This window comes from Xanthobacter pollutisoli (assembly GCF_040044995.1).
In the GTDB taxonomy this organism is placed as follows: Bacteria; Pseudomonadota; Alphaproteobacteria; order Rhizobiales; family Xanthobacteraceae; genus Xanthobacter.
Map to the genome: position 1 here is coordinate 79,271 of NZ_JBDZDP010000008.1, position 18,966 is coordinate 98,236.

General features: G+C 70.3%; 8 protein-coding genes. 5 read left to right on the top strand and 3 right to left on the bottom strand.

Annotated features, from left to right (window positions below):
* Window positions 1-66: 66 nt before the first annotated feature.
* On the bottom strand, window positions 67-9,300 hold the full coding sequence (locus ABLE93_RS16350) for an SDR family NAD(P)-dependent oxidoreductase (RefSeq protein WP_348840908.1): 9,234 nt from the start codon (window positions 9,298-9,300) through the stop codon (window positions 67-69).
* A gap of 274 nt (window positions 9,301-9,574) precedes the next feature.
* Window positions 9,575-11,077: a peroxidase family protein gene (locus tag ABLE93_RS16355; RefSeq protein ID WP_348840909.1), complete on the bottom strand. Its 1,503-nt coding sequence runs from the start codon at window positions 11,075-11,077 to the stop codon at window positions 9,575-9,577.
* 271 nt (window positions 11,078-11,348) lie between these two features.
* Here ABLE93_RS16355 and ABLE93_RS16360 point away from each other — a divergent pair, with 271 nt between their 5' ends.
* The 4 genes from ABLE93_RS16360 (at window position 11,349) to ABLE93_RS16375 (ending at window position 16,326) form a co-directional block, all read left to right on the top strand.
* The gene (locus ABLE93_RS16360) at window positions 11,349-12,485 is read left to right on the top strand and encodes a helix-turn-helix transcriptional regulator (protein WP_348840910.1); all 1,137 of its coding nucleotides are present in this window, start codon (window positions 11,349-11,351) and stop codon (window positions 12,483-12,485) included.
* A 163-nt stretch (window positions 12,486-12,648) separates the two neighbouring features.
* Window positions 12,649-14,370, top strand: coding sequence for a di-heme-cytochrome C peroxidase (locus tag ABLE93_RS16365; protein ID WP_348840911.1), 1,722 nt, complete (start codon window positions 12,649-12,651; stop codon window positions 14,368-14,370).
* On the top strand, window positions 14,357-15,625 hold the full coding sequence (locus ABLE93_RS16370; protein WP_348840912.1) for a cytochrome P450: 1,269 nt from the start codon (window positions 14,357-14,359) through the stop codon (window positions 15,623-15,625). The genes ABLE93_RS16365 and ABLE93_RS16370 overlap by 14 nt, the downstream gene beginning before the upstream one ends.
* A gap of 5 nt (window positions 15,626-15,630) precedes the next feature.
* Window positions 15,631-16,326, top strand: coding sequence for a hypothetical protein (locus ABLE93_RS16375; protein WP_348840913.1), 696 nt, complete (start codon window positions 15,631-15,633; stop codon window positions 16,324-16,326).
* Between the two features lie 126 nt (window positions 16,327-16,452).
* On the opposite strand, the gene ABLE93_RS16380 is transcribed toward ABLE93_RS16375, so the two are convergent.
* Window positions 16,453-17,799 carry a lytic murein transglycosylase gene (locus ABLE93_RS16380; protein WP_348840914.1) on the bottom strand — a complete coding sequence of 449 codons (1,347 nt, stop codon included), beginning with the start codon at window positions 17,797-17,799 and terminating at the stop codon, window positions 16,453-16,455.
* A gap of 276 nt (window positions 17,800-18,075) precedes the next feature.
* Between ABLE93_RS16380 and galU the strand changes: the two genes are divergently transcribed.
* Entirely contained in the window at window positions 18,076-18,963 is an 888-nt protein-coding gene (gene galU, locus ABLE93_RS16385; protein ID WP_348840915.1) for a UTP--glucose-1-phosphate uridylyltransferase GalU, read from the top strand.
* Window positions 18,964-18,966 lie beyond the last annotated feature (3 nt).

Genomic DNA, 18,966 nt, shown 5'->3' on the forward strand with positions numbered 1-18,966 from the left:
GGACGGCGACCTTTGGGTCGCCGCCAGGGGTTTCACCGCTCCATGAAGCGCTGAACGGGTGTGGGGTCACGCCGGCTGCTCCTCGTCCGCATCGACAATGGCCGTGCAACCGTCGCCGCCAAGCCCCATACGGTCGAGTACCTCCTTAAGGAAGCCGTGTCCCTCCGCCGGTGTCAAGGCGGTGAGGTCAAACGCCATGCGGTAGGCGAGGCCGTCGGCGCTCTGGAAGGAGCGCAGATCAAACTCGTTGATGGCGTAGCGCATGAGCCGCGCCGACCCGACCGGCGCCACCTTGATGAGCCCGAGGTCGAGCTGTTCCGCCTTGCCCTGGCGCTGCAGGGCCGAGGTGGTGGCGCCACGGGCGAAGCGGTCCGGCGCCTGCATGCCGGTCTGGTACAGGGCGAGGTAGGAGCCGGCGGCCAGAACCTCGTCGTGCACCGGCCCGTCGAGCGCGGCGTATTCGAACGGCACGTAGGGGGTCGCGCGGTTGAGCTGGTCGGCGAGGCTCGCGGCCAGTTGCTCGAGGCTGGGCGTTGCCGCCGCCGGAGCCCTCAGCAGGGCCGATCCGGCGACCCAGCTGATGAAGCTGTTGAGCCGTCGGTCGGTGCGCATGGCGGTGGGCACGTTCATCATCACGTCGTCCACGCCGCCGCGGGTAGCGAGGGTCTGGGCGACGGCCGCCATCAGCAGGGCCGTCTCGGTGACGCCGGCGGCGCGGGCCCGCGTCTGGAGGCGCTGCTGGCCCGCAAGGCTGGTGAAGGCGAACATCTCTCCCGACGGCCCGCCCTGGGTGAGGTCGAAGTTGGGCGTCAGGCCCTTGGCGGCACGGCCGAAGCGGGGCAGCGGCGGCGGGTTGACATAGAGGGCGCGCAGGTAGGCGTCCCGCTCGGCCATGAAGACCGGGTCGGTGGCGCGTTCGAACGTGCGCACATACTCCTCGACGCCCATTTCCGGCGGCGGCAGCGGGATGCCGAGGAAGGCCTGGAACAGCTCCTCCACGAAGACGCCCAGCGACCAGCCGTCGAACACCGAGTGGTGCCCGTGCGCCACCACCACGTCGCCCTCGGCGCCGCAGCGCAGGACCGTGATGCGGTAGGGCGGGTTGGTGAAGGGGTCCATCTCCTCGTCCATGAGGGCGGCAAGGCGGGCGTCGATCTCGGCCTCGCTGGCACCGGGCATGTCCTCCACCGCCAGCGGCGGCTCGCCGGGGGGCAGGATGAAGGCGCGGGGCAGGCCGTCGTCGCCGAGCACGAAGCGGGTGCGCAGCGCCTCCTGGCGCTCCTCCACCAGGCGCAGGGCGCGGCGCAGGCGCTCCAGATCCATGCGCGGCATGATCCGGAAGGCGCGGCCGATGGTCCAGAAGGCGCGGCAGGCGTGCCCCGTCTCAGGCTTCAGGAAGGAGCGCAGCAGGAAGCCCTGCTTCAGCGACACGGGCACCTCGCGCTCGCCGCTGGCATGCACCGGCGTTGCTGCCGGGGCCGGCGCCGGCGTAGCGACGGACGCGGTGGCCGCGTGGCGCCGCAGCGTCTCATTGGGCGCGTGCCACGTGGCGGCCGCGGCGGCGGTCGTCCCGCCGAGGCTGCCGAGCGCGGCGATGAAGGCGTCCAGCAGAGCGTGGGCGGCCGCGGAGTCGAAGGCCGCGGTGTCGAGGCCGAGGGACAGGCGGATGCCGTCGCCGTCCGCCATGGCGTCCCAGCGGATCTCGTTGAACGGATCGGCCAGCGCCGCGAGCGGCGTGGTCATGCCGGCGGCGGCGAGCGCCGTCCGGGCGTCGGCGTCGAGATAGGAGAATCCGACCTGCCGCAGGGCCGCACCCGCCGCGTTGAGCCGGGCGCCAAGGAGAATCTCCAGCGCGGCCGTGTCCAGCGCCTTGTGGGCACGGGCCATGGCGAGGCGCTGGCGCGCCCGCCGCACCAGCCGGTCGCCCGGCGCGTCCAGCCGATCGAGCAGCAGCGGCACCGAGGCGCCGACCGGGCCGATCAGTCCGGCCGGCGCGGTGACGCCGGCGGGATCGTGGCATTCGATGACCACGCAGGGCGCGCCGTGGCGCCCCGACAGGGCGCGGGCGAGGGCGGCCACCAGCAGGGCCTCCTGCTCGGCGGCAGGCATGCCGGCAAAGCCGGGGATGGCGACGTGCGCCTCCAGCCGGCCGACCGGACCGCGGTTGAGGCCGAAGCCGGCGGGGGCGGGGGCCAGCGAGCGCACGCCGGGCACGAGCGCGGGCGGCACCGACCGCAGCACTTCCTTCCAGAAGGCGAGGTGGGCGCCCTGCTCGGCCGAGCCGTCCAGGGGCCGCCCCTCGGCGGCGAAGCGGGTGAAGGGGGCGTCGGCGGCCGGCGCGGCGGAGGTCGCCGCGACGAGGGCGGTGAGCGCGCGGTGCGGCGAGACCACGTCCGCCGCCGCCCGGTGCGCCCGGGCGTGGAGGGTGAGGGCGCCGTCCTCGCCCTTGGCGAGGCCGAACCGCCACAGCGGGCCGGGCTGGGCGATGGGCGCGAGTGCCGCGGCGCCCGCCACCCATTCGAGGTCGGGCGCCTCGCCGAGAACCACGGCGCCGCTGTCGTTGGCCGTGAGGCGCAGGGCATCCTGCGCGGCGGCGAGGCTGGCGAGCGCGCGGGCCAGCGTCTCGAACGAGAGGGCGGGATCCACCGCGCGTGAGGCGGTCACTTCCAGGGCCGCCCGCGCCACCGGCGAGGTCATGGGCCGGCTGCCGAGGCCGAGCATGGCCTCCTGCCGAACCAGAGGCCGGAAGGCCACCGCGCCTTCGCTCCCGTCGCTGGCGCTGCCCCCAGCGGCGAGCGCAGCCGCGCTCGCGGCACGGGCCTTCTGGGCCGTCTCGAAGGTCGCGGCCACAACGCCGGACAGGCCGGTGACGGTGGGGGTCTGGAGGAACTTGGCCACCGGGATGTTCACATCCACATGGGCCTCGATGCGGTTCTTCAGCTCGAAGGAGGAGAGGGAATCGAGGCCCAGCTCCGAGAGGCGGCGGTCCGGCGGGATGTCGGCCGGCGCCACCTTGAGCACCTTGGCGACCTCGCCGCGGATCAGGTCCGCCAGCATGCCGTCCCAGGCTTCGCGCGGGGCGGCGAGGAGTTCGGCCTGAATGCGCGAGCGGCCGGCGGAGCGCTGGGCCAGGAGCGGCTTCACCCGGCCGGTGGCGGCGGTGCGGGCGAGGGTGCGGGTGATGGCGGCCCAGTCGGCGCGGGCGAAGGCCGGGTTTTCCTCCTCGGCCCGCAGCAGGGTGCCCAGCGAGGCCGCAGCCTCGGTGTCGGGCACCGGCTTCATGCCGATGCTTTCGAGATAATTGCCTAGCGCCTCGGAGCGGGCGACGAAGCCCGAGCCGGCGATCGAGCCCCACGCCACCGCCGAGCCGGCAAGGCCGCGGCCCTTGCGGAACGAGCCCAGGGCGTTGAGGAAGGCGTTTGCGGCGGTGTAATTGGCCTGTCCCGGGCTGCCGAGCACCTGCGCCAGGGAAGAGAAGCCGACGAAGAAGTCGAGCTTCGCCTTGTGCGCCGCGACCGCGCGGTGGAGGCTCCAGCCGCCGCCCACCTTCGGGCGGATGACGCGGATGATCTGCCCCGCATCAAGCTGGGCGAGGAAGCCGTCCTCGATCACCGCCGCGCCGTGGACGATGCCCCGGAGCGGCTTGTCGGAGGCGGCGTGGGCGGCGATCACCGCATCCACCGCCGCAGCGTCGGTCACGTCGAGCACGAGGGGCACCACCTCGGTGCCGCGCGCCTCGATGGCCGCGATCGCCGGAGCGGATTCCTCGTCCGGCGTCCCGTTGCGGCCGGCGAGCAGCAGCCGCCCCGCCCCCTGCCTGCTGAGATAATCGGCCACCGCGACACCGAAGCCGCGCAGGCCGCCGGTGACGAGATAACTCGCCTCGCCCGACAGCTTCATGGGCTGGGCGAGGTCGATCTGGACCTCCACTTCCGGCTCGTCGAAGGTCAGCACCACCTTGCCGATGTGCTGGGCCTTGGCGAACAGGCGCATGGCGTCGGCGGCGCGGGACACGGGGAAGCGGGTGGCGACCAGCGGGCGATATTCGCCGCGGGCGACGTGAGCCTCCACCGCACGCAGCAGCCGGCTCAGGCGCGCGGGGCGCTCGTCGGCGATGGTGGAGAGGTCGATGACCGAGTAGGAGTTGTTGTAATAGAGCGACTTGAGGCCGATGGGCTTGTCCTGCGCCAGGTCGCGCTTGCCGATCTCCACGAAGCGACCGAAGGGCGCGAGGCACTCGAGGCCCTTGTCGATGCCGGCCCCCGAGAGGGCGTTCAGCACCACGTCTACGCCGCGGCCAGCGGTGGCGCGGCGCACGTCCTCGGCGAACTCCAGGCTGCGCGAGTTCATCACGTGGGCGATGCCAAGCTCGCGCAGGTGGCTGCGCTTCACGTCCGAGCCGGCGGACGCGAGGATCTCGGCGCCGATGTGGCGCGCCACCTGGATGGCGGCAAGGCCCACGCCGCCGGTGGCGAGATGCACCAGCACCTGCTCTTCGGGCTCGAGGCGGCCGATGTCCACCAGCGAGTAGTGCGCCGTCATGAAGGCGGCCGGCAGGGTCGCGGCGTCGATCAGCGCCACGTCGTCGGGGACGTGCATCAGGAAGCGGGCGTCGGCGGCGGCGAACCGGCGCAGGAAGCCCTTGCCCATGCCCATCACCCGGTCGCCGGGCTTGAAGCCCTCGACGCCCTCGCCCACCAGCTGGATGGTGCCGGCGAACTCCAGGCCGAGATTGCGCCACCAAGCGCCTTCGCCGTCCTGCTCGTCGGGCAGGATCGAGGTGGCGGCCATGATGTCGCGGAAGTTGAGGCCCACCGCGGCGACCTCCACCACCACCTCGCCCGCCTTGGGGGCGGGGTAGGGGCACTCGCGCAGCACCACGTTATCGATCACGCCGGGCGCCGTCATGGTGACGGTGAAATTGGAGCCGTCGGCCTCAGTGGCGATCACCCGGTGGCGGGGCGCCATGGCGCCGAGCTCGGTCTGGCGCAGGCGCGGCACGAGGCGCGAGACGCCCCGCAGCACGATCTCCGCCTCCTCGCTCTGCTCCGCCACGGCCTGGGCCAAAGGCACGCCCGCGGCGAAGGCGGCGGCATCGGCGTCCACGTGGCGGACGGCGAACTCCGGGCATTCGTTGGCGATGGTGCGGGTGATGCCGAGCAGGGCGGCGTCGGCGAGGCCCTCGGTGGTCATGGCGCCGTCCCCGGGCACGCGCCGGCCGGCGCGGCCGATGGTGACGAGGGTAGGGCGCTCGGGCGCGGTCCGCAGCCGGTCCAGCACCTGCCCGACGGTCACCAGCCCACATGCCGCGGCCTCCACGGCCGCGAGGAGATCATCGGTGGAGAGCTCCGCCTCCCCTCCGAAGCGGGTCCCGGCACTGGCGGCATAGATAATGCCGGCGACGCCTTCCGGTGCGGCGAGCCGCTCCTCGAGACGGGCCGCGAAGGTGTCGGCGTCCATGGCGCACAGCGCGTCCGGCGTCATGGTCTCGACGGTGGAGCCCTGGGCGGCGAGCGCCGCGGCCAGAGGCTGCGTCTCGGCCGGATCCCCGGTGATGAGGAGCCAGTGCCCGGTGAGCAGGGGGGCGGGCGCCTTGCCGGACTCCGCTTCGAACACCTCGTCGATGACCAGGGCCGCTCCGTCGCCGGAGGCCGCCTTCAGCGCGCCGAGGGTTTTCACCTGCAGGTTCTCGATGGACAGCAGCGGCGTTCCGTCCGGCGCATAGACGCGATAGATGCCGGTGTCGTCGCGCGGGTCGGTGAAGAACTCGCAGATGACCTCGCTCGGCAGCGGACCGGCCACCATCACCTTGCGGATGCCGACCGGCAGCATGAGGCTGTACTTGCCGCCCACCTCGTCCATTTCCGGCAGAGGCTCGCCGGGGACCCAGAGACCAGTTTCGGCGTCTTCCACCACAAGTCCGGCCTGGAGCACGGAATCGAACAGGCCGGGGAAGGCGACGAAGCCGGTGCGCCGCGCCGCCTCGCTGCTGTTGATGCGGGCCACCGCATGGCGCGGCTCCGGCAGCCAGAGGGCCTCCACCGCCTGGAAGGTCGGGCCGTAGTCGAGGCCGTGGCGGGAGGTGAGGCGGTAGAAGTCCTCCCGCGTGATGGCGGGGGTGGTGTCGAGGAGTGCGGGGTCGAAGCTCGCCTTGGGCACGGCGAAGGCGTGCTGCCAGCCGTAGGCCTCCACGCGCAGGCGCCAGTCCTCGTCCGTGTCGCGCTTCAGAGAGGAGATGCGCAGACGGCTCGTGATCGGATCATAGGAGGTGCGCAGCAGCACCACGTCGTCATTGCCGATGGAGAGCGCATCCATGATCTTGAAATCGCGCAATTCCACCGGGGCAGCGCCGAACAGCTCGCGTAGGGCCGCCGCCATCATCTCCACGTAGCCGACGGTGGGGAAAAGGCAGTCGCCGCCGGGGCGGTGGTCGGCGAGGTATTTCGCGCTCTTCAGCGTGATCTCGTTGGTCCAGGCCGGCTCCGGTCCGGTTTCGCGCCAGCCGAGCAGGGGATGGCGGTCGTCGTCGAACAGGAATTGCTTGGCCTCAAGCGGCATCTGCACCAGGCGCTCGCAAACCCAGGGGCGGCGCGGCAGAGCGACGTGCTCGTCGCGGGGCAGGTCGTCGGGCCGGGCCTCGGTCCAGTCGAAGCTGGTGCCGTTGACGTAGAGCGTCGCCATGGAGCGGGCCATGACCAGGCGATCGTCGCCGTGCCGCTCCAGCGAGGGCACCGCCACAACGGAGGCGTTGCGCTCCTGGGAGATACCGTGGATCAGCGGCGTCACCGTGCGGTGTGGGCCCAGCTCCAGGAAGGCGTCGATGCCGAGGTCGATGCAGAAATCGATGGCCTTCTTGTAGTTCACCGGCTGGCGCAGATTCTGCCACCAGTATTCGCTGTCGAACCGCGTCTCCAGCATGGAGGTGACGGTGGAGACGATCGGGATAGACGGCGGTTTCCAGGAGATCTCGCCGAGACCGGCGCGGAACTTCGCCTCGCAGTCGTCGAGGTGGGGCGAATGCCAGCCGAAGTCCATGGTGAGGCGGCGGGCGAGCACGTCCGGGTACAGGCGCTTCACCTCGGCGAGCAGGCGGTCCACCGGCGCTTCCATGCCGGAGATGGTCTGCGCCGTGGGTCCGTTGTAGGCGGCCACCACCACGCTGCCGTCATCGGGCAGCAGCGGGGCGAGCTGATCGAAGGTGACGCCCAGCGTCGCCATCGCCCCCCGCCGGCTGCTGCCGTGGGGAATGAGGCCGCGGTGATAGATGATCTTGGCGCAGGTCTCGAGGTCGATGCAGCCGGCGATATAGGTGGTCGCCACCTCGCCGAAGCTGTGCCCCACGAGCAGCTCTGGAGTAAGGCCGCGCTCGCGCCACATGCGGTAGAGGCCCACCTGCATGGTGAAGATGGAGGCCTGGGTGACGTCGGCATCGTTGATGCGCGTCTTGTCCTCGTCCCTCAGCACCTCCTCCACCACGGACCAGCCGGTCCACGGCTTCAGCACGGCGTCGAATTCCTCGACGAAGGCACGATAGGTGGGATCGCTCGTCAGGAGCTTGCGCCCCATGGCCCACCATTGGCCGCCCTGTCCCGAGAAGGTGAAGGCGAGCCGGCGCGGCTTGGCGCGGCCGGTGATGATGTAGGGCGCGATGGCCTCGTCCGCCGGCGCGTCGGCGCCCAGCGCCAGCATGCGCAGCTTGTGGGGCAGGTCGTGCGCCGCCCGGTCGGCGAGAATGACCGCGCGCTCGGTGAGATGGTCGCGGCTGGACTTGAGGACCGAGGACAGGCTGTCGTAGCCGACGGCCGAAAGCGTGCCGCCCTCGTCCACCGCCTCGGCCAGCTCCTCCGCCCACAGGGCAAGCCCCGCCTTGCCGTTGGCGGAGAGGGGGATGAAGGCCGGGTCGTCGGACGGAACGCTGCGCGCCGCCTGGGACTTCGCCGGGCGGGCGCCGCCGTGCCAGCTCTCCACCGCCACCGAGGCGTTGGTGCCGCCGAAGCCGAAGGAATTCACTACCGAGAGGCGGACGCCGTCCTCGGCATCGTAGGGGGTGGGCTCCACCGGCACCTTGAGGCCGAGGGCGTCGAACGGGATGTTCGGGTTCGGCCGCTCGAAATTGAGATTCGGCGGCACGATGCCGTGATGCGCCGAAAGCACGATCTTGATGAGACCGGCGATGCCGGAGGCGGATTCCAGGTGACCGAGGTTGGGCTTGAACGAGCCGACCATCACAGGCTGGTCGACGCGTCCGGCGCCGAACACCCGGCCGATGGCACTCGCCTCAATGGGGTCGCCCACCGGCGTACCGGTGCCATGAGCCTCTACATAGCCCACGTCCTCGGGGTCGATGCCGGTCTGGTCCAGGAGGCTGTTGAGCATGGCCGTCTGGGCCACGTCGCTCGGCGCGGTAAGGGTCGGGGTGCGGCCGTCCTGGTTGACCGTGGAGCCGCGCAGGACGCCATAGATGCGGTCGCCGTCGGCGATGGCGCGTGCGAGCGGCTTCAGCAGCACGAGGCCGCAGCCTTCGCCACGGACGAAGCCGTCGGCGCGGGCGTCGAAGGTGTAGATGGCGCCGGTGGCCGACAGCATGTTGGCGCTGGAGAAGGCGACGAACGGGCCGGGGTCCAGCATCATGTTGACGCCGCCGGCGATGGCCACGTCGCAGGTGCCCATGGAGAGGTGCCGGATGGCCTGGTCCACCGCCACCAGGGCCGAGGAGCAGGCGGTGTCGAGGGCGATAGACGGCCCGTTCAGGTCAAGCCTGTGGGAGATGCGGTTGGCGGCGATGGAATACGCCGAGCCGGTGCCCGCGAAGATGTCGGTGGCGACGCGCCGGTAGCGCTGGGAATAGCTGAAGTCCGATGTGGAGATGCCGACGAAGACGCCGGTGCGCTTCTTCTGCAGGGTGCGCAGGGTGATGCCGGAATCCTCGATGGTCTCGAAGGCGACCTGGAGGAGCAGCCGCTGCTGCGGGTCCATGGACATGACCTCGCGCGGGGCCATGTCGAAGAAGGCGGGGTCGAAATGGAACACGTCTTCGGAAAGGAAGCCGCCCCATTTGGAATAGGAACGCCCGGCACATTCCGGGTCGGGATCATAGTAGTTCTTGTAATTCCATCGGTCTGCGGGGATTTCGCGGATGCCGCATCTTTTGCCGACGAGGAAGGACCAGTAACCGGCGGCGCTTGAGATGCCCCCTGGAAACCGACAGCCGATGCCGACGACGGCAACCGATTGTGGTTCAGTGAGTTGGTGGGAAATCGCGGTCCGCAGTTCGCCGTCGAGTAGATCCACACTGTCCATCGGAAGCGCCCCCTTCCGTAAATGCCGCAGCGCAAAACTAGGCGCATCCCGGCGGGATTGTCACCCCCATTTCTTTCATCGTCACGAAAATACGATGAGAAGAACATTCCTAGGGGAAGATAACACTACCAACTTACCGCTCATTAATTTAAAAGTAGCTAAGCGTAGCCGCGCTGAAGGCATTTTCCCAAGCTCTGCCGGCAGGAATTGTGCGCTGCGGAAGAGCCGCCGCGACGGGCGCTGCGGGTCTCGAATTTCCGGTCCTCGCCCCACCTCAGCTGTCCTGTTCGGCCGCGAGCAGGACGAGGTCGCTGAGGGTGAATCGGTCAAAGTCGCAGGCTTCGCCGGGCGCCAGGATGGACGCATCGGAGTGGCGTGCGAGGGTCCAAAGGGTCTCCGCCACGATGCGGCTGCCGAGCGGCCCCAGATGCCGCCCGGCAGGCCCCTCCGGGTCGCCCGCCTCCGCGAGAATGTAGAACCACAGCGGCGTCGCCTCGCAGAACGGCAACGCCGCGGTGCGCTGCCCCTCCGGCAAGGCGGCGAGCAGCGTGTCGTCGCGCAGCGCCTTGAGGCCGAGATGGCGGGCTGCCGCTTGGCCGCTGGGCAGGGCCAGGCGGTAGCCGCGCAGCAGGTAGCGCATGGCCACGGCTTCCGCCGTTTCGCCGGCGCCGGCGAGAATGGTGTCGATGCGCCGGGCGCGCTGCGGCGCCTCCGCCTCCAGCGGCAGGAAGCCTTCCCAGGCGATCAGCCGATTGGCGGGCAGGGTCTCGGGACCTGGCCCCGCCGGCCCAAGCGTGGCGCGCGTTGCGAGCGCCGCCGGCTCGGCGTCGAGCAGGTGGCGGTTGTAGTCGTAACTCGGCCGGGCGAGGCTGGGCGCGAGGGCGAAGCCCGCGGCCCAGAACTCCACCGGGATGAACAGGGCGCCGGGCCGCTCCACCCGCCAGCCGCGCGGGCCTTCCGCCATCACCTCTTCCACCACGGCGGGATCGGCGAGCTTGGGCAGGAGGTCGAAGAGCACCATCCACTGATGACGCTGGCGCAGCGCCCGACGCGCCGTCTCGAACGACCGGCCGGAGGCAACGAGGGCGTTGTGCGCCTTCAGATAGGCGACGTGGAGCTGGCTGAGCGGCAGGGAGCTGTCGTTGCGGGTGTCGCTCATGCGGGCCTGCCGGTCCCGCCCCGGATCGGCGGAGCGCGGATGGCGCGGCAGGTCGTTGCGCATGCTCTTGCGCGGCGGCAGGGGCGGCTCCCCGAACGGGTCGCGCCACACCTCGCCGACCAGCATGCGCCGGACCGCGGCGGGATCGCGCGGCGCGTCATAGACGCTGTCGAGGTCGAGGCAGCCGGACCGCCGGTTGAACAGGGAGGACAGGGCGCCGATGGGCCCATAGTCGGGCGCGCCCGCCGCCGCAATCTCTTCGGCCGGGCGGCGCTCCCACACCAAATCGTTCATCACGAACTCGAGCAGGAAGGTGTAGGCCGCGGGAATGTCGGCATCCCCGGGCGAGCGCAGGCGCGGCGGGCGCCCGGTGGCGGCCTCGGCGGTGCGTCCCATGGCGGCGGCGAGCCGCGTGAGGTCGTTCAGCGCCTGCGGGCCGTCGGCGATCCGGTGGCCGGGCAGCTGGAGCGCCGGGAACATCCGGCCGAAGCCATGGTCGCTCGGCCGCGCGCCCGCCTCGATGGCAAGCGTCCGGACGCGGGCACTGATCGCCTCCCGGGTGGAGGGGCGCTGCTCGTCGCTTCCGGTGGGCATATGATCGAACCTCTCGACACGCATTCTTGGTGCGCTCTCCTCTCAGGGCTTACGGATAGGTGAGCATGTCGACGGTTCGGGCAGCATCATCAGAATGGGGGATGACCCCACCCTCTGGCGTCTTGCAGCCTGAGGTGGTTGTGCAATGCTGCGCCCGGTTTCGGGCCGCTTCGGCAGCAGCGCGCACCAAGTCGCCGTCCGGTCCTCGCGGGGTGGACCATGGCGGCCCATCGGATCATGGCGCTGGCTTCGTTGTCCGGTCCGGACGCAAGGCCGCGCGGGAAGTGGGACGGACATGGGCGAACTCGATCAATATTCCCGCCTTATCGCAGATGTTTACGAGCTTTCGGGCGATCCCCACCAATGGGGCATCCTGCTCGAGGGGGTGACGCGCTACGTCGATGGCCGCGTCGGCCAGCTCGCGGTCTTCAGCCTCAAGCAGCCGCGCCGGCCGACCTGGCGGGTGTGGGGCCACGACCACAACGACTACAAGACCTTCCTGTACCGCCACGCCACCGAGGACCCGCGCCTCAGCTACATCCTGTCCAATCCGGGCCGCGTCATCTGCGGCGAGGACGGCGTGGACGCGGACCAGTTCCGCGCCTCTGCCCTGTTCCGCGAAGTGGTGGAGCCCATGGACATCGAGCATTCGCTCGTCTCCTACTTCGCGCAGGAGGCGGACGTGATGGCCACCTTCTGCGCCCTGCGTGGGCGCTCCCAGGGGCCGTTCGGCTCTCCGGAGAAGCAGAAGCTCGGGCTCGTGGTGCCGCACCTGCGGCGGGCCTTCGAGCTCTACGCGCTGCTGGACGAGGCCAAGGCCAAGGTGGGCGACATCGCCGCCGCCCTCGACATCGTGGACGCCGGCATCTTCCTGGTGGATGCGGAGATGCGCGTCGCCCACGTCAACCGGGCCGGCGAGGCCATGGTGAAGGCGGGCGAGATAGCGCTGCGCCAGGGCAAGCTCGCCTTCCGCGACGACCGCGCCTCGCGGCAGGTGGCCGGCGCGGTGGCTCTGGCGCTCGCCGCCGCCCGCGGCGAGGCGAACCTCTCCCATGCCGAGCATATGGAGGTGGCGCGCGCCGGCAGCGACGGCGGCCCCTATCGCGTCTCGCTGCATCCCCTGCCCACCGGCGAGGGCAGCGCGCGCCTTGCCACGCGATCGCAGATCGCGGTGGTGGTGCGGGCCCCAGGGCGGGGCGGGGCCGACGTGGCCCGCCGCATCCAGACCACCTTCAAGCTCACGCCCTCCGAGGCGGCGCTGGCGGCGGCGCTGGCGGTGGGCGCCTCGCTGGCCGACTTCGCCCAGCAGCGCAATGTGGCCCTCTCCACGGCGCGCAGCCAGCTCAAGGCGCTGTACGAGAAGACCGGCACCAACCGGCAGGGCGAGCTTGTCGCCCGCCTGCGCGAGAGCCTCGACCTGTCGCTGGTGTAAGCCGCGACGGGGCCGCATGCAGGCCATAAGGGGCCTGACATGAAGCCGGGCTAAGCTCGGCCTGAGCCGCGCGCGACGCGCGGCGGAAGAAGGAGCATGGGGCGCCGGCCGCTGCCGGCTGCCCCTCAGCCAGTTGGGGGAGAGGATGCTGGGGCGGAAAGGCTTGATCCTGCTCGCGGGTGTGGCGGGCTTCGTGGGGCTGGCGGCGCTGACCGATGCGCTCGTGTCTAGCCCGCACGCGCCGGCGGAGCCCGGCGCGCTCAAGGTGCTCGACCAGGGTTGGTCGCCTTCCCTGCGCGAGCAGTTCTATTACACCTCGCAGGGCTCGCAGCTTCTGCCCTATGCGGTGCTGCGGGCGCTGGAACAGCCGCTCAGCGAGCGCCTGTTCCTCGATCCCGCCCATGTCGCCGAGATGGGTTTCCTGCCGGCGGACGGGGTTTCGCCCCTCAATCCGGATGGCCTGCCCATCGGCTTCGTAAAGGACAGCCGACCCGGCGGCGTGCTGGGTCCCGCCGTGGGCATGACCTGCGCCGCCTGCCACACCTCCGACATCGAGGCGAAGGGCGTGCGCATCCGCATCGATGGCGGCGCGTCGGCGGCCGACTATCAATTGTTCATGGCGCGCCTCAGCCGTGCGCTCGACCTGACCCTCGCCGATCCGGCCAAGTTCCAGCGTTTCGCAGCGCGGCTCGTGGCGGTGGACCCCAAGGTGGTGCGCCCGGCGCTGGAGGCCCTCGCCACCGAGATAAGGCGTCTGGAAGCGGCGTCCTGGACGCCGACCCCCTACGGGCGCGGGCGGCTCGATGCCTTCGGCCACATCCTCAACGCGGTTGCGGCGGACGCGCTGGGCGAGCCGGCCAACTACCGCATCCCCGACGCGCCGGTGAGCTATCCCTTCCTGTGGACCACGCCGAAGCAGCGCTACGTGCAGTGGAACGGGGTGGCCGGAAACCCGCTCGGCCGCAACGTGGGCGAGGTGCTGGGGGTGTTCGGCCACGCCAATTTCGCCGGCGGCAATCTGCCCGCGGCCACCTCCACCGCCCTCTCCGACAATCTTGTGGCGCTGGAGGCGTGGGTCGCTGAACTCAAGCCGCCGCCATGGCCCGAGGCGGAGCTGGGCAAGGTGGACGCCGCCAAGGCGAAGCGCGGCGCCGAGCTGTTCAAGGCCTATTGCACCGGCTGCCACGGCGGCCCCGAATATCGCCTGACCGCCCCCACTGAGACCGACGGCGGCCGCCAGTGGCTCGCCGTCACCATGGTGGACGTCAATGCGGTGAAGACCGACCCGAAGATGGTGACGAATTTCGTCGCGCGCTATGCGAAGCCGGGGCCGTTCGCGCCGCTGCTCGGCAGCGCGCCCCACTCGCCCGACGGACAGCAGGTTCTCGCCGGGCCGGTGCTGCTCGCGGCGGTGAGCGTGGTGACCGAGAACGACCTGCGCACCCGCGGCATCACCGGCGACGCCCGCAAGCAATGGTATGGCGGGCGCTTCGCCCCGGACGGCAAGACCCTGCTCCAGGGCTGGGCGCTGCCGCCCAGCTACAAGGCCGGCCCGCTGGCCGGCGTCTGGGCCACGGGGCCGTTCCTGCACAACGGCTCCGTGCCCACCATCTACGACCTTCTCTCCCCCGAGGAGGAGCGCCCGAGCGTGTTCTACGTGGGCTCGGCGCGGTACGACACGAAGAAGATGGGCTTCGTCTCATCGGTGGATTCCATTCCTGCCGCCGAGCGGGGGCGCCTGTCGCGCTTCGACACCGCGCTTCCCGGCAATTCCAACCGTGGCCACGCCTTCCCCTCGCCCGCGACAGCGAAGCTCTCGCCCGAGGACCGGTTTGCCATCATCGAATATCTCAAGATCCTGGAGGGCCCCGATGTCCGCCATTGACCGCGCCATTGGGGCGGCCTCGCCCACGCCCTATCTCGACCGGCTCGCCGCACTCCGCCCGGCGGAGCGCTGGCCGCTGGCCCGCGGCTGGATCTCCAGCGAGCCGCGCGCCTTCTTCGCCGAGCTGCGCGCCCACGCGCCCATCTACGAGACCAGCGACGTGACGCTCTTGGCCAAGCGCGCCGACGTGATCGAGGTCCTCTCGATCCCCAAGGTGTTCACCGTGGATCTCTACAAGCCCAAGATGGGCGACTTCATGCTGGCCATGGACGAGACCGTGGTGAACTACCGCGACAAGTCCGTGATGCGCGCCATCCTCGCCTGGGACGACCTGCCGAAGATCCGCGCCGCGGTCGCGCAGCTCGCCGATGCGGCGCTCGACGCCGCCGGCTGCGAGATCGAGGCGGTGCAGAAGCTCGCCCGCCTCGTCCCCCTGCGCATCGTCCAGAGCGTCTTCGGCATCAAGGGCGCGGATGCCGACATGCTCGACTGGTCCTATGCCAACCAGATGGACCAGTTCAACAATCTGCCCTACGACGGGCGCCCCGATGCGGACGCGATCCATCAGGCGGCGGAAGACAGCCGGGTGAAGCTGCGGGCGCTGTTCGCCCAGCTCATTCCCGCACGGATCGCCGAGATCAAGGCCGGCACCGCGCCGGACGACAGCCTCACCCGCATTCTCAGCCTCAATCTGCCGGCGGCCGACCATTTCGGCATGGACCGCGTGGTCATTAATATCGGCGGCCTGCTCATCGGCGCGATCGAGACCACGGCCGAAGCGGTCATCAATGCGCTGGTCGAGCTCTTCGCCCGGCCGGAGGCGCTGGCCGGCGCGCGGGCGGCGGCGACGGCCGGCAACGACGCGCTGTTCGACGGCTACGTGTGGGAGGCGCTGCGCTTCTCGCCCATCGTCGCCTTCATGTTCCGCGAGGCGTCCCAGACCATCACCATCGCCCAGGGCACCGAGCGGGAGAAGGTGATCGGCACCGGCACGGTGGTTCTCCCCCTCAGCCTCTCCGCCATGTTCGATCCCGACTTCGTGCCCGAGCCAGAGGTGTTCAAGCCGGACCGGCCCTTCCACACCTATCTCCACTTCGGCTACGGCCACCACGAATGTCTCGGCCGCTACGTGGGGGGCGTGATGATTCCGGAGATCGTGAAGCGCGTGCTGCTGCGGCCCGCCTGCCATCCACTCGCGCCGGTGGACACGGGCGGAACGCCGTTTCCCCAGAGCTATCGGATCGGGCTGACCTGACGGGCATGGCACCTCTCCCGGACGTCCCGCCCGCCATCTGCCGCCCGGCGGCGCCGGCGCCCAAGGCCAAAACGGATACGGGGGCTGTGACGCAGGCGCGGCAGGGGGCGCTCGCCCGCTTCGGCGATACGCTCTACTACCGGGCGGGCGACGATCTCTTCGCCTTGCCGGTGCGCTATGCCCTCGCGCCGCCGGAGCCGGCGCTGCTCGGCTGCGTCATCCGCAGCCGGGAAAGCACCTTCGCCTTCCCCCTCTCCGACGTGAGCGCCGCCATGGCCGCGACCGCCGGCCTGCCCGGCCAGCCACCACCGCGGGACGCCGGCCTGCCGGCGGCCGGCGATCCCATCATCCGCGTCACGGCCTTCCATCTTGGCCCCCACCCGGACTTCAAGGGGATGACGGCGACCATCAGCAGCGTCCGCAACCCGGAGCGTCGGCAGGGCTTCCTGCACGATCTGGAGCGCTTCCCGGCGGACGGGGGCGATTATCTCGTGCGGATCTCCGAGGACCGCGGCGTCCTCGCCCGCCTGCCGGCCACGCCGGAAACCCCGGATGCCGTCGCCCGGCTGTGGTTCCAGACGCCATTATGGTCGGCGGCGGTGGAGATTCCGGCGGAGACCGTCGCGCGCTGGGACACGGTCTATGCCGCCATCGACGCCTTCGTCGCGAAATACACGGTGAAGGGCTATTTCAAAAAGTGAGGGGCGCCGCGGCGGTCGTCATGCTCCCCGCTCGACCACGGCATCCCCGCCTCCGCCCGGCGTCGAGATGGGCCCTCCGGTCAAGCCGGGGGTGAAGGCTGCTCGGGAAGGGGGTTCGGGCTTCGCTCAGCGCCGCATCTGCTGGAGCAGCGCCACGTCGGGGTAGCCGTCCGGCAGCAGGCCCGACCGGGCCTGGAAATCCTGGATGGCGATGCGGGTCTTCTGGCCGAGGATGCCGTCCACATTGCCGATGTCGTAGCCCATCTGGGCGAGGCGGCCCTGGATCTCCAGCCGCTCGGCCTTGGAAAGACCGCGCTCCTCCTTCGGCCAGGGCTGGGAGAAGGCGCCGCCGCCGCGCAGCCGGTCGGCCAGATGGCCGATGGCGAGGGCGTAGGCGTCGGCGGGGTTGTATTTCAGGATGGCCTCGAAGTTCTTCATCATGAGGAAGGCGGGCCCGTTGGCGCCCGCAGGCAGCAGCAGATAGGCCGTCTCCGTGGGACGCGGATAGGCCGTGCCACCCGGGCGGCGCACCCCGAGGGCATTCCACTCGGCGAGGCTCTTTCGGACGTTTCGGTTGGCGAGGCGGTAGTCGAAGCCCTGCGGCAGGTCCACCTCGTAGCCCCAGGCCTTGCCGAACTCCCAGCCATCCAGCTTCAGGTTGTTGGCGGTCGAGGCAATGATGTCGGGGATCGAATCCACCACGTTGCGCTTGCCGTCGCCGTCGAAGTCCACGGCGAAGCGCTGGAACGAGGTGGGCATGAACTGGGTGGGGCCGAATGCGCCGGCCCACGAGCCCTTCATGTGGTCGTAGGGCACGTCGCCCTTTTCCAGAATCTGAAGGGTGGCGATGAACTCGTCGCGGAAGTAGTCCTGCCGCCGGCCGATGCAGGCGAGGGTGGCGACCGATTCCAGCACGTTGCGCGAGCCGATGCCGTCGGGGTCGCCATAGGTGGATTCGATGCCCCAGATGGCGGTCACGGCGTAGCGGTCGACGCCGTAGGCCTTCTCCGCCCGGTCGAAGATGGCCTTGTAGCGCTCCAGCACCTCGCGGCCCTTCTTCACCCGCCAGTCGGTGACGAGCATGTTCACATAGGCGCCGATGGGCTTGGAGAACTCCGGCTGGCTGTCCATGAAGTCCATGATCTTCATCTGCGGCTCAAGCCGGCCGGTGTATCGGTCGAACGTGCGCCGCGAGACGCCCTTGGCCTGCGCCAGCGGCCACATGGCGGCAATGCACTGAGGGAAGTTGGCCTTCGCCTCGGCCAGCGCCTGCGGGGTCATGAGCGGATGGCCCCCGCCGGCGGACGGAGCCTGCGTCGCCGGGGGCGGAAAGCCGAAGATGGAGCCGGTGGTCTGGGCCTGCGCAGCCGCGGGGGTCACGAGGCCCGCGGCCAGGAGGGCGATCGCCGCCGCAAGGCCCACCCCGTGGCGGGTCCGGTTGCCGCCCGTCTTTTCGCAGGTCGTCGAAGCCATCGCCAAGCCTTCCCTTCCCGGCCGCCCTCCGGCGGCATTGCTGACCCTCTGAGGCTCCTACTGGGCGGCAATATGGTTGCGCCGCGGTTAATGGTTGGCAAGTTTCCGCCGGCAAGGCGCCTCGGACGCGACGTTAACCGTCTCAGCGGGGAACAGAGGCGCGACCTTCGCCGTTGCCACTCGGCTGCCACGGTCCGGTGCGCAGTTCGCGCGGTACGTCCGAGGTCAAGCTGTGCTATTCCCGCGGGCCGTAGTCGATCAAAAGGGGCGTGATTGATGCGTAAACCCATTCGCAAGGCCATCCTTCCCGTCGCGGGCCTCGGCACGCGCTTCCTGCCGGCGACCAAGGCGGTGCCGAAGGAAATGCTGACGGTGGTGGATCGGCCTGTGGTCCAGCATGTGGTGGACGAGGCCCGCGCGGCGGGCATCGAGCACATCGTCTTCGTGACGGGCCGCAACAAGGCGGTGATCGAGGATCATTTCGACCGCCAGTTCGAGCTGGAGCGCACCCTGCAGGAGCGCGGCAAGATCAAGGAGCTGGAGCAGCTCGACCGGGACACGCCGAAGGCCGGCACCACCTCCTTTACCCGCCAGCAACTGCCTTTGGGCCTCGGCCATGCGGTGTGGTGTGCCCGCGACATCATCGGCGACGAGCCGTTCGCGCTGCTGCTGCCCGACATGCTGCACATGGCCAAGAACGGCCACGGCTGCCTCGCCTCCATGGTGGAGGCCTACAACGAGACCGGCGGCAATCTGGTGGCGGTGTATGAGGTGCCGGACGACCAGACTCACCAGTACGGCATCGTCGGCACCGGCGAGGAGCGGGCGAAGGGCGCCAAGACCATCACCCAGATGGTGGAGAAGCCCAAGGCCGGTACCGCGCCGAGCAACCTTGCCATCTCCGGCCGCTACATTCTCCAGCCCGGCATCTTCGACCTCCTCGCCAAGCAGGAGCGCGGCGCGGGCAACGAGATCCAGCTGACGGATTCCATGCTGAAGCTCAAGGAGAGCGAGCCGTTCTACGCCGTGCCCTTCGACGGTGCGGTCTATGACTGCGGCTCGAAGATCGGCTTCCTCATGGCCAATGTGGCCTACGCGCTGTCGCGCCCCGACATCGAGGGCGAATTCCGCAGCGAGCTCAAGGCTATGCTAGGTTCGAACTGACGC

Bases quoted from the DNA above. Each gene is read 5' to 3' on its own strand.
- ABLE93_RS16380 (WP_348840914.1), bottom strand. From the start codon at position 17,799: ATGGCTTCGACGACCTGCGAAAAGACGGGCGGCAACCGGACCCGCCAC.
- ABLE93_RS16360 (WP_348840910.1), top strand. From the start codon at position 11,349: ATGGGCGAACTCGATCAATATTCCCGCCTTATCGCAGATGTTTACGAG.
- galU (WP_348840915.1), top strand. From the start codon at position 18,076: ATGCGTAAACCCATTCGCAAGGCCATCCTTCCCGTCGCGGGCCTCGGC.
- ABLE93_RS16375 (WP_348840913.1), top strand. From the start codon at position 15,631: ATGGCACCTCTCCCGGACGTCCCGCCCGCCATCTGCCGCCCGGCGGCG.
- ABLE93_RS16370 (WP_348840912.1), top strand. From the start codon at position 14,357: ATGTCCGCCATTGACCGCGCCATTGGGGCGGCCTCGCCCACGCCCTAT.
- ABLE93_RS16355 (WP_348840909.1), bottom strand. From the start codon at position 11,077: ATGCGTGTCGAGAGGTTCGATCATATGCCCACCGGAAGCGACGAGCAG.
- ABLE93_RS16350 (WP_348840908.1), bottom strand. From the start codon at position 9,300: ATGGACAGTGTGGATCTACTCGACGGCGAACTGCGGACCGCGATTTCC.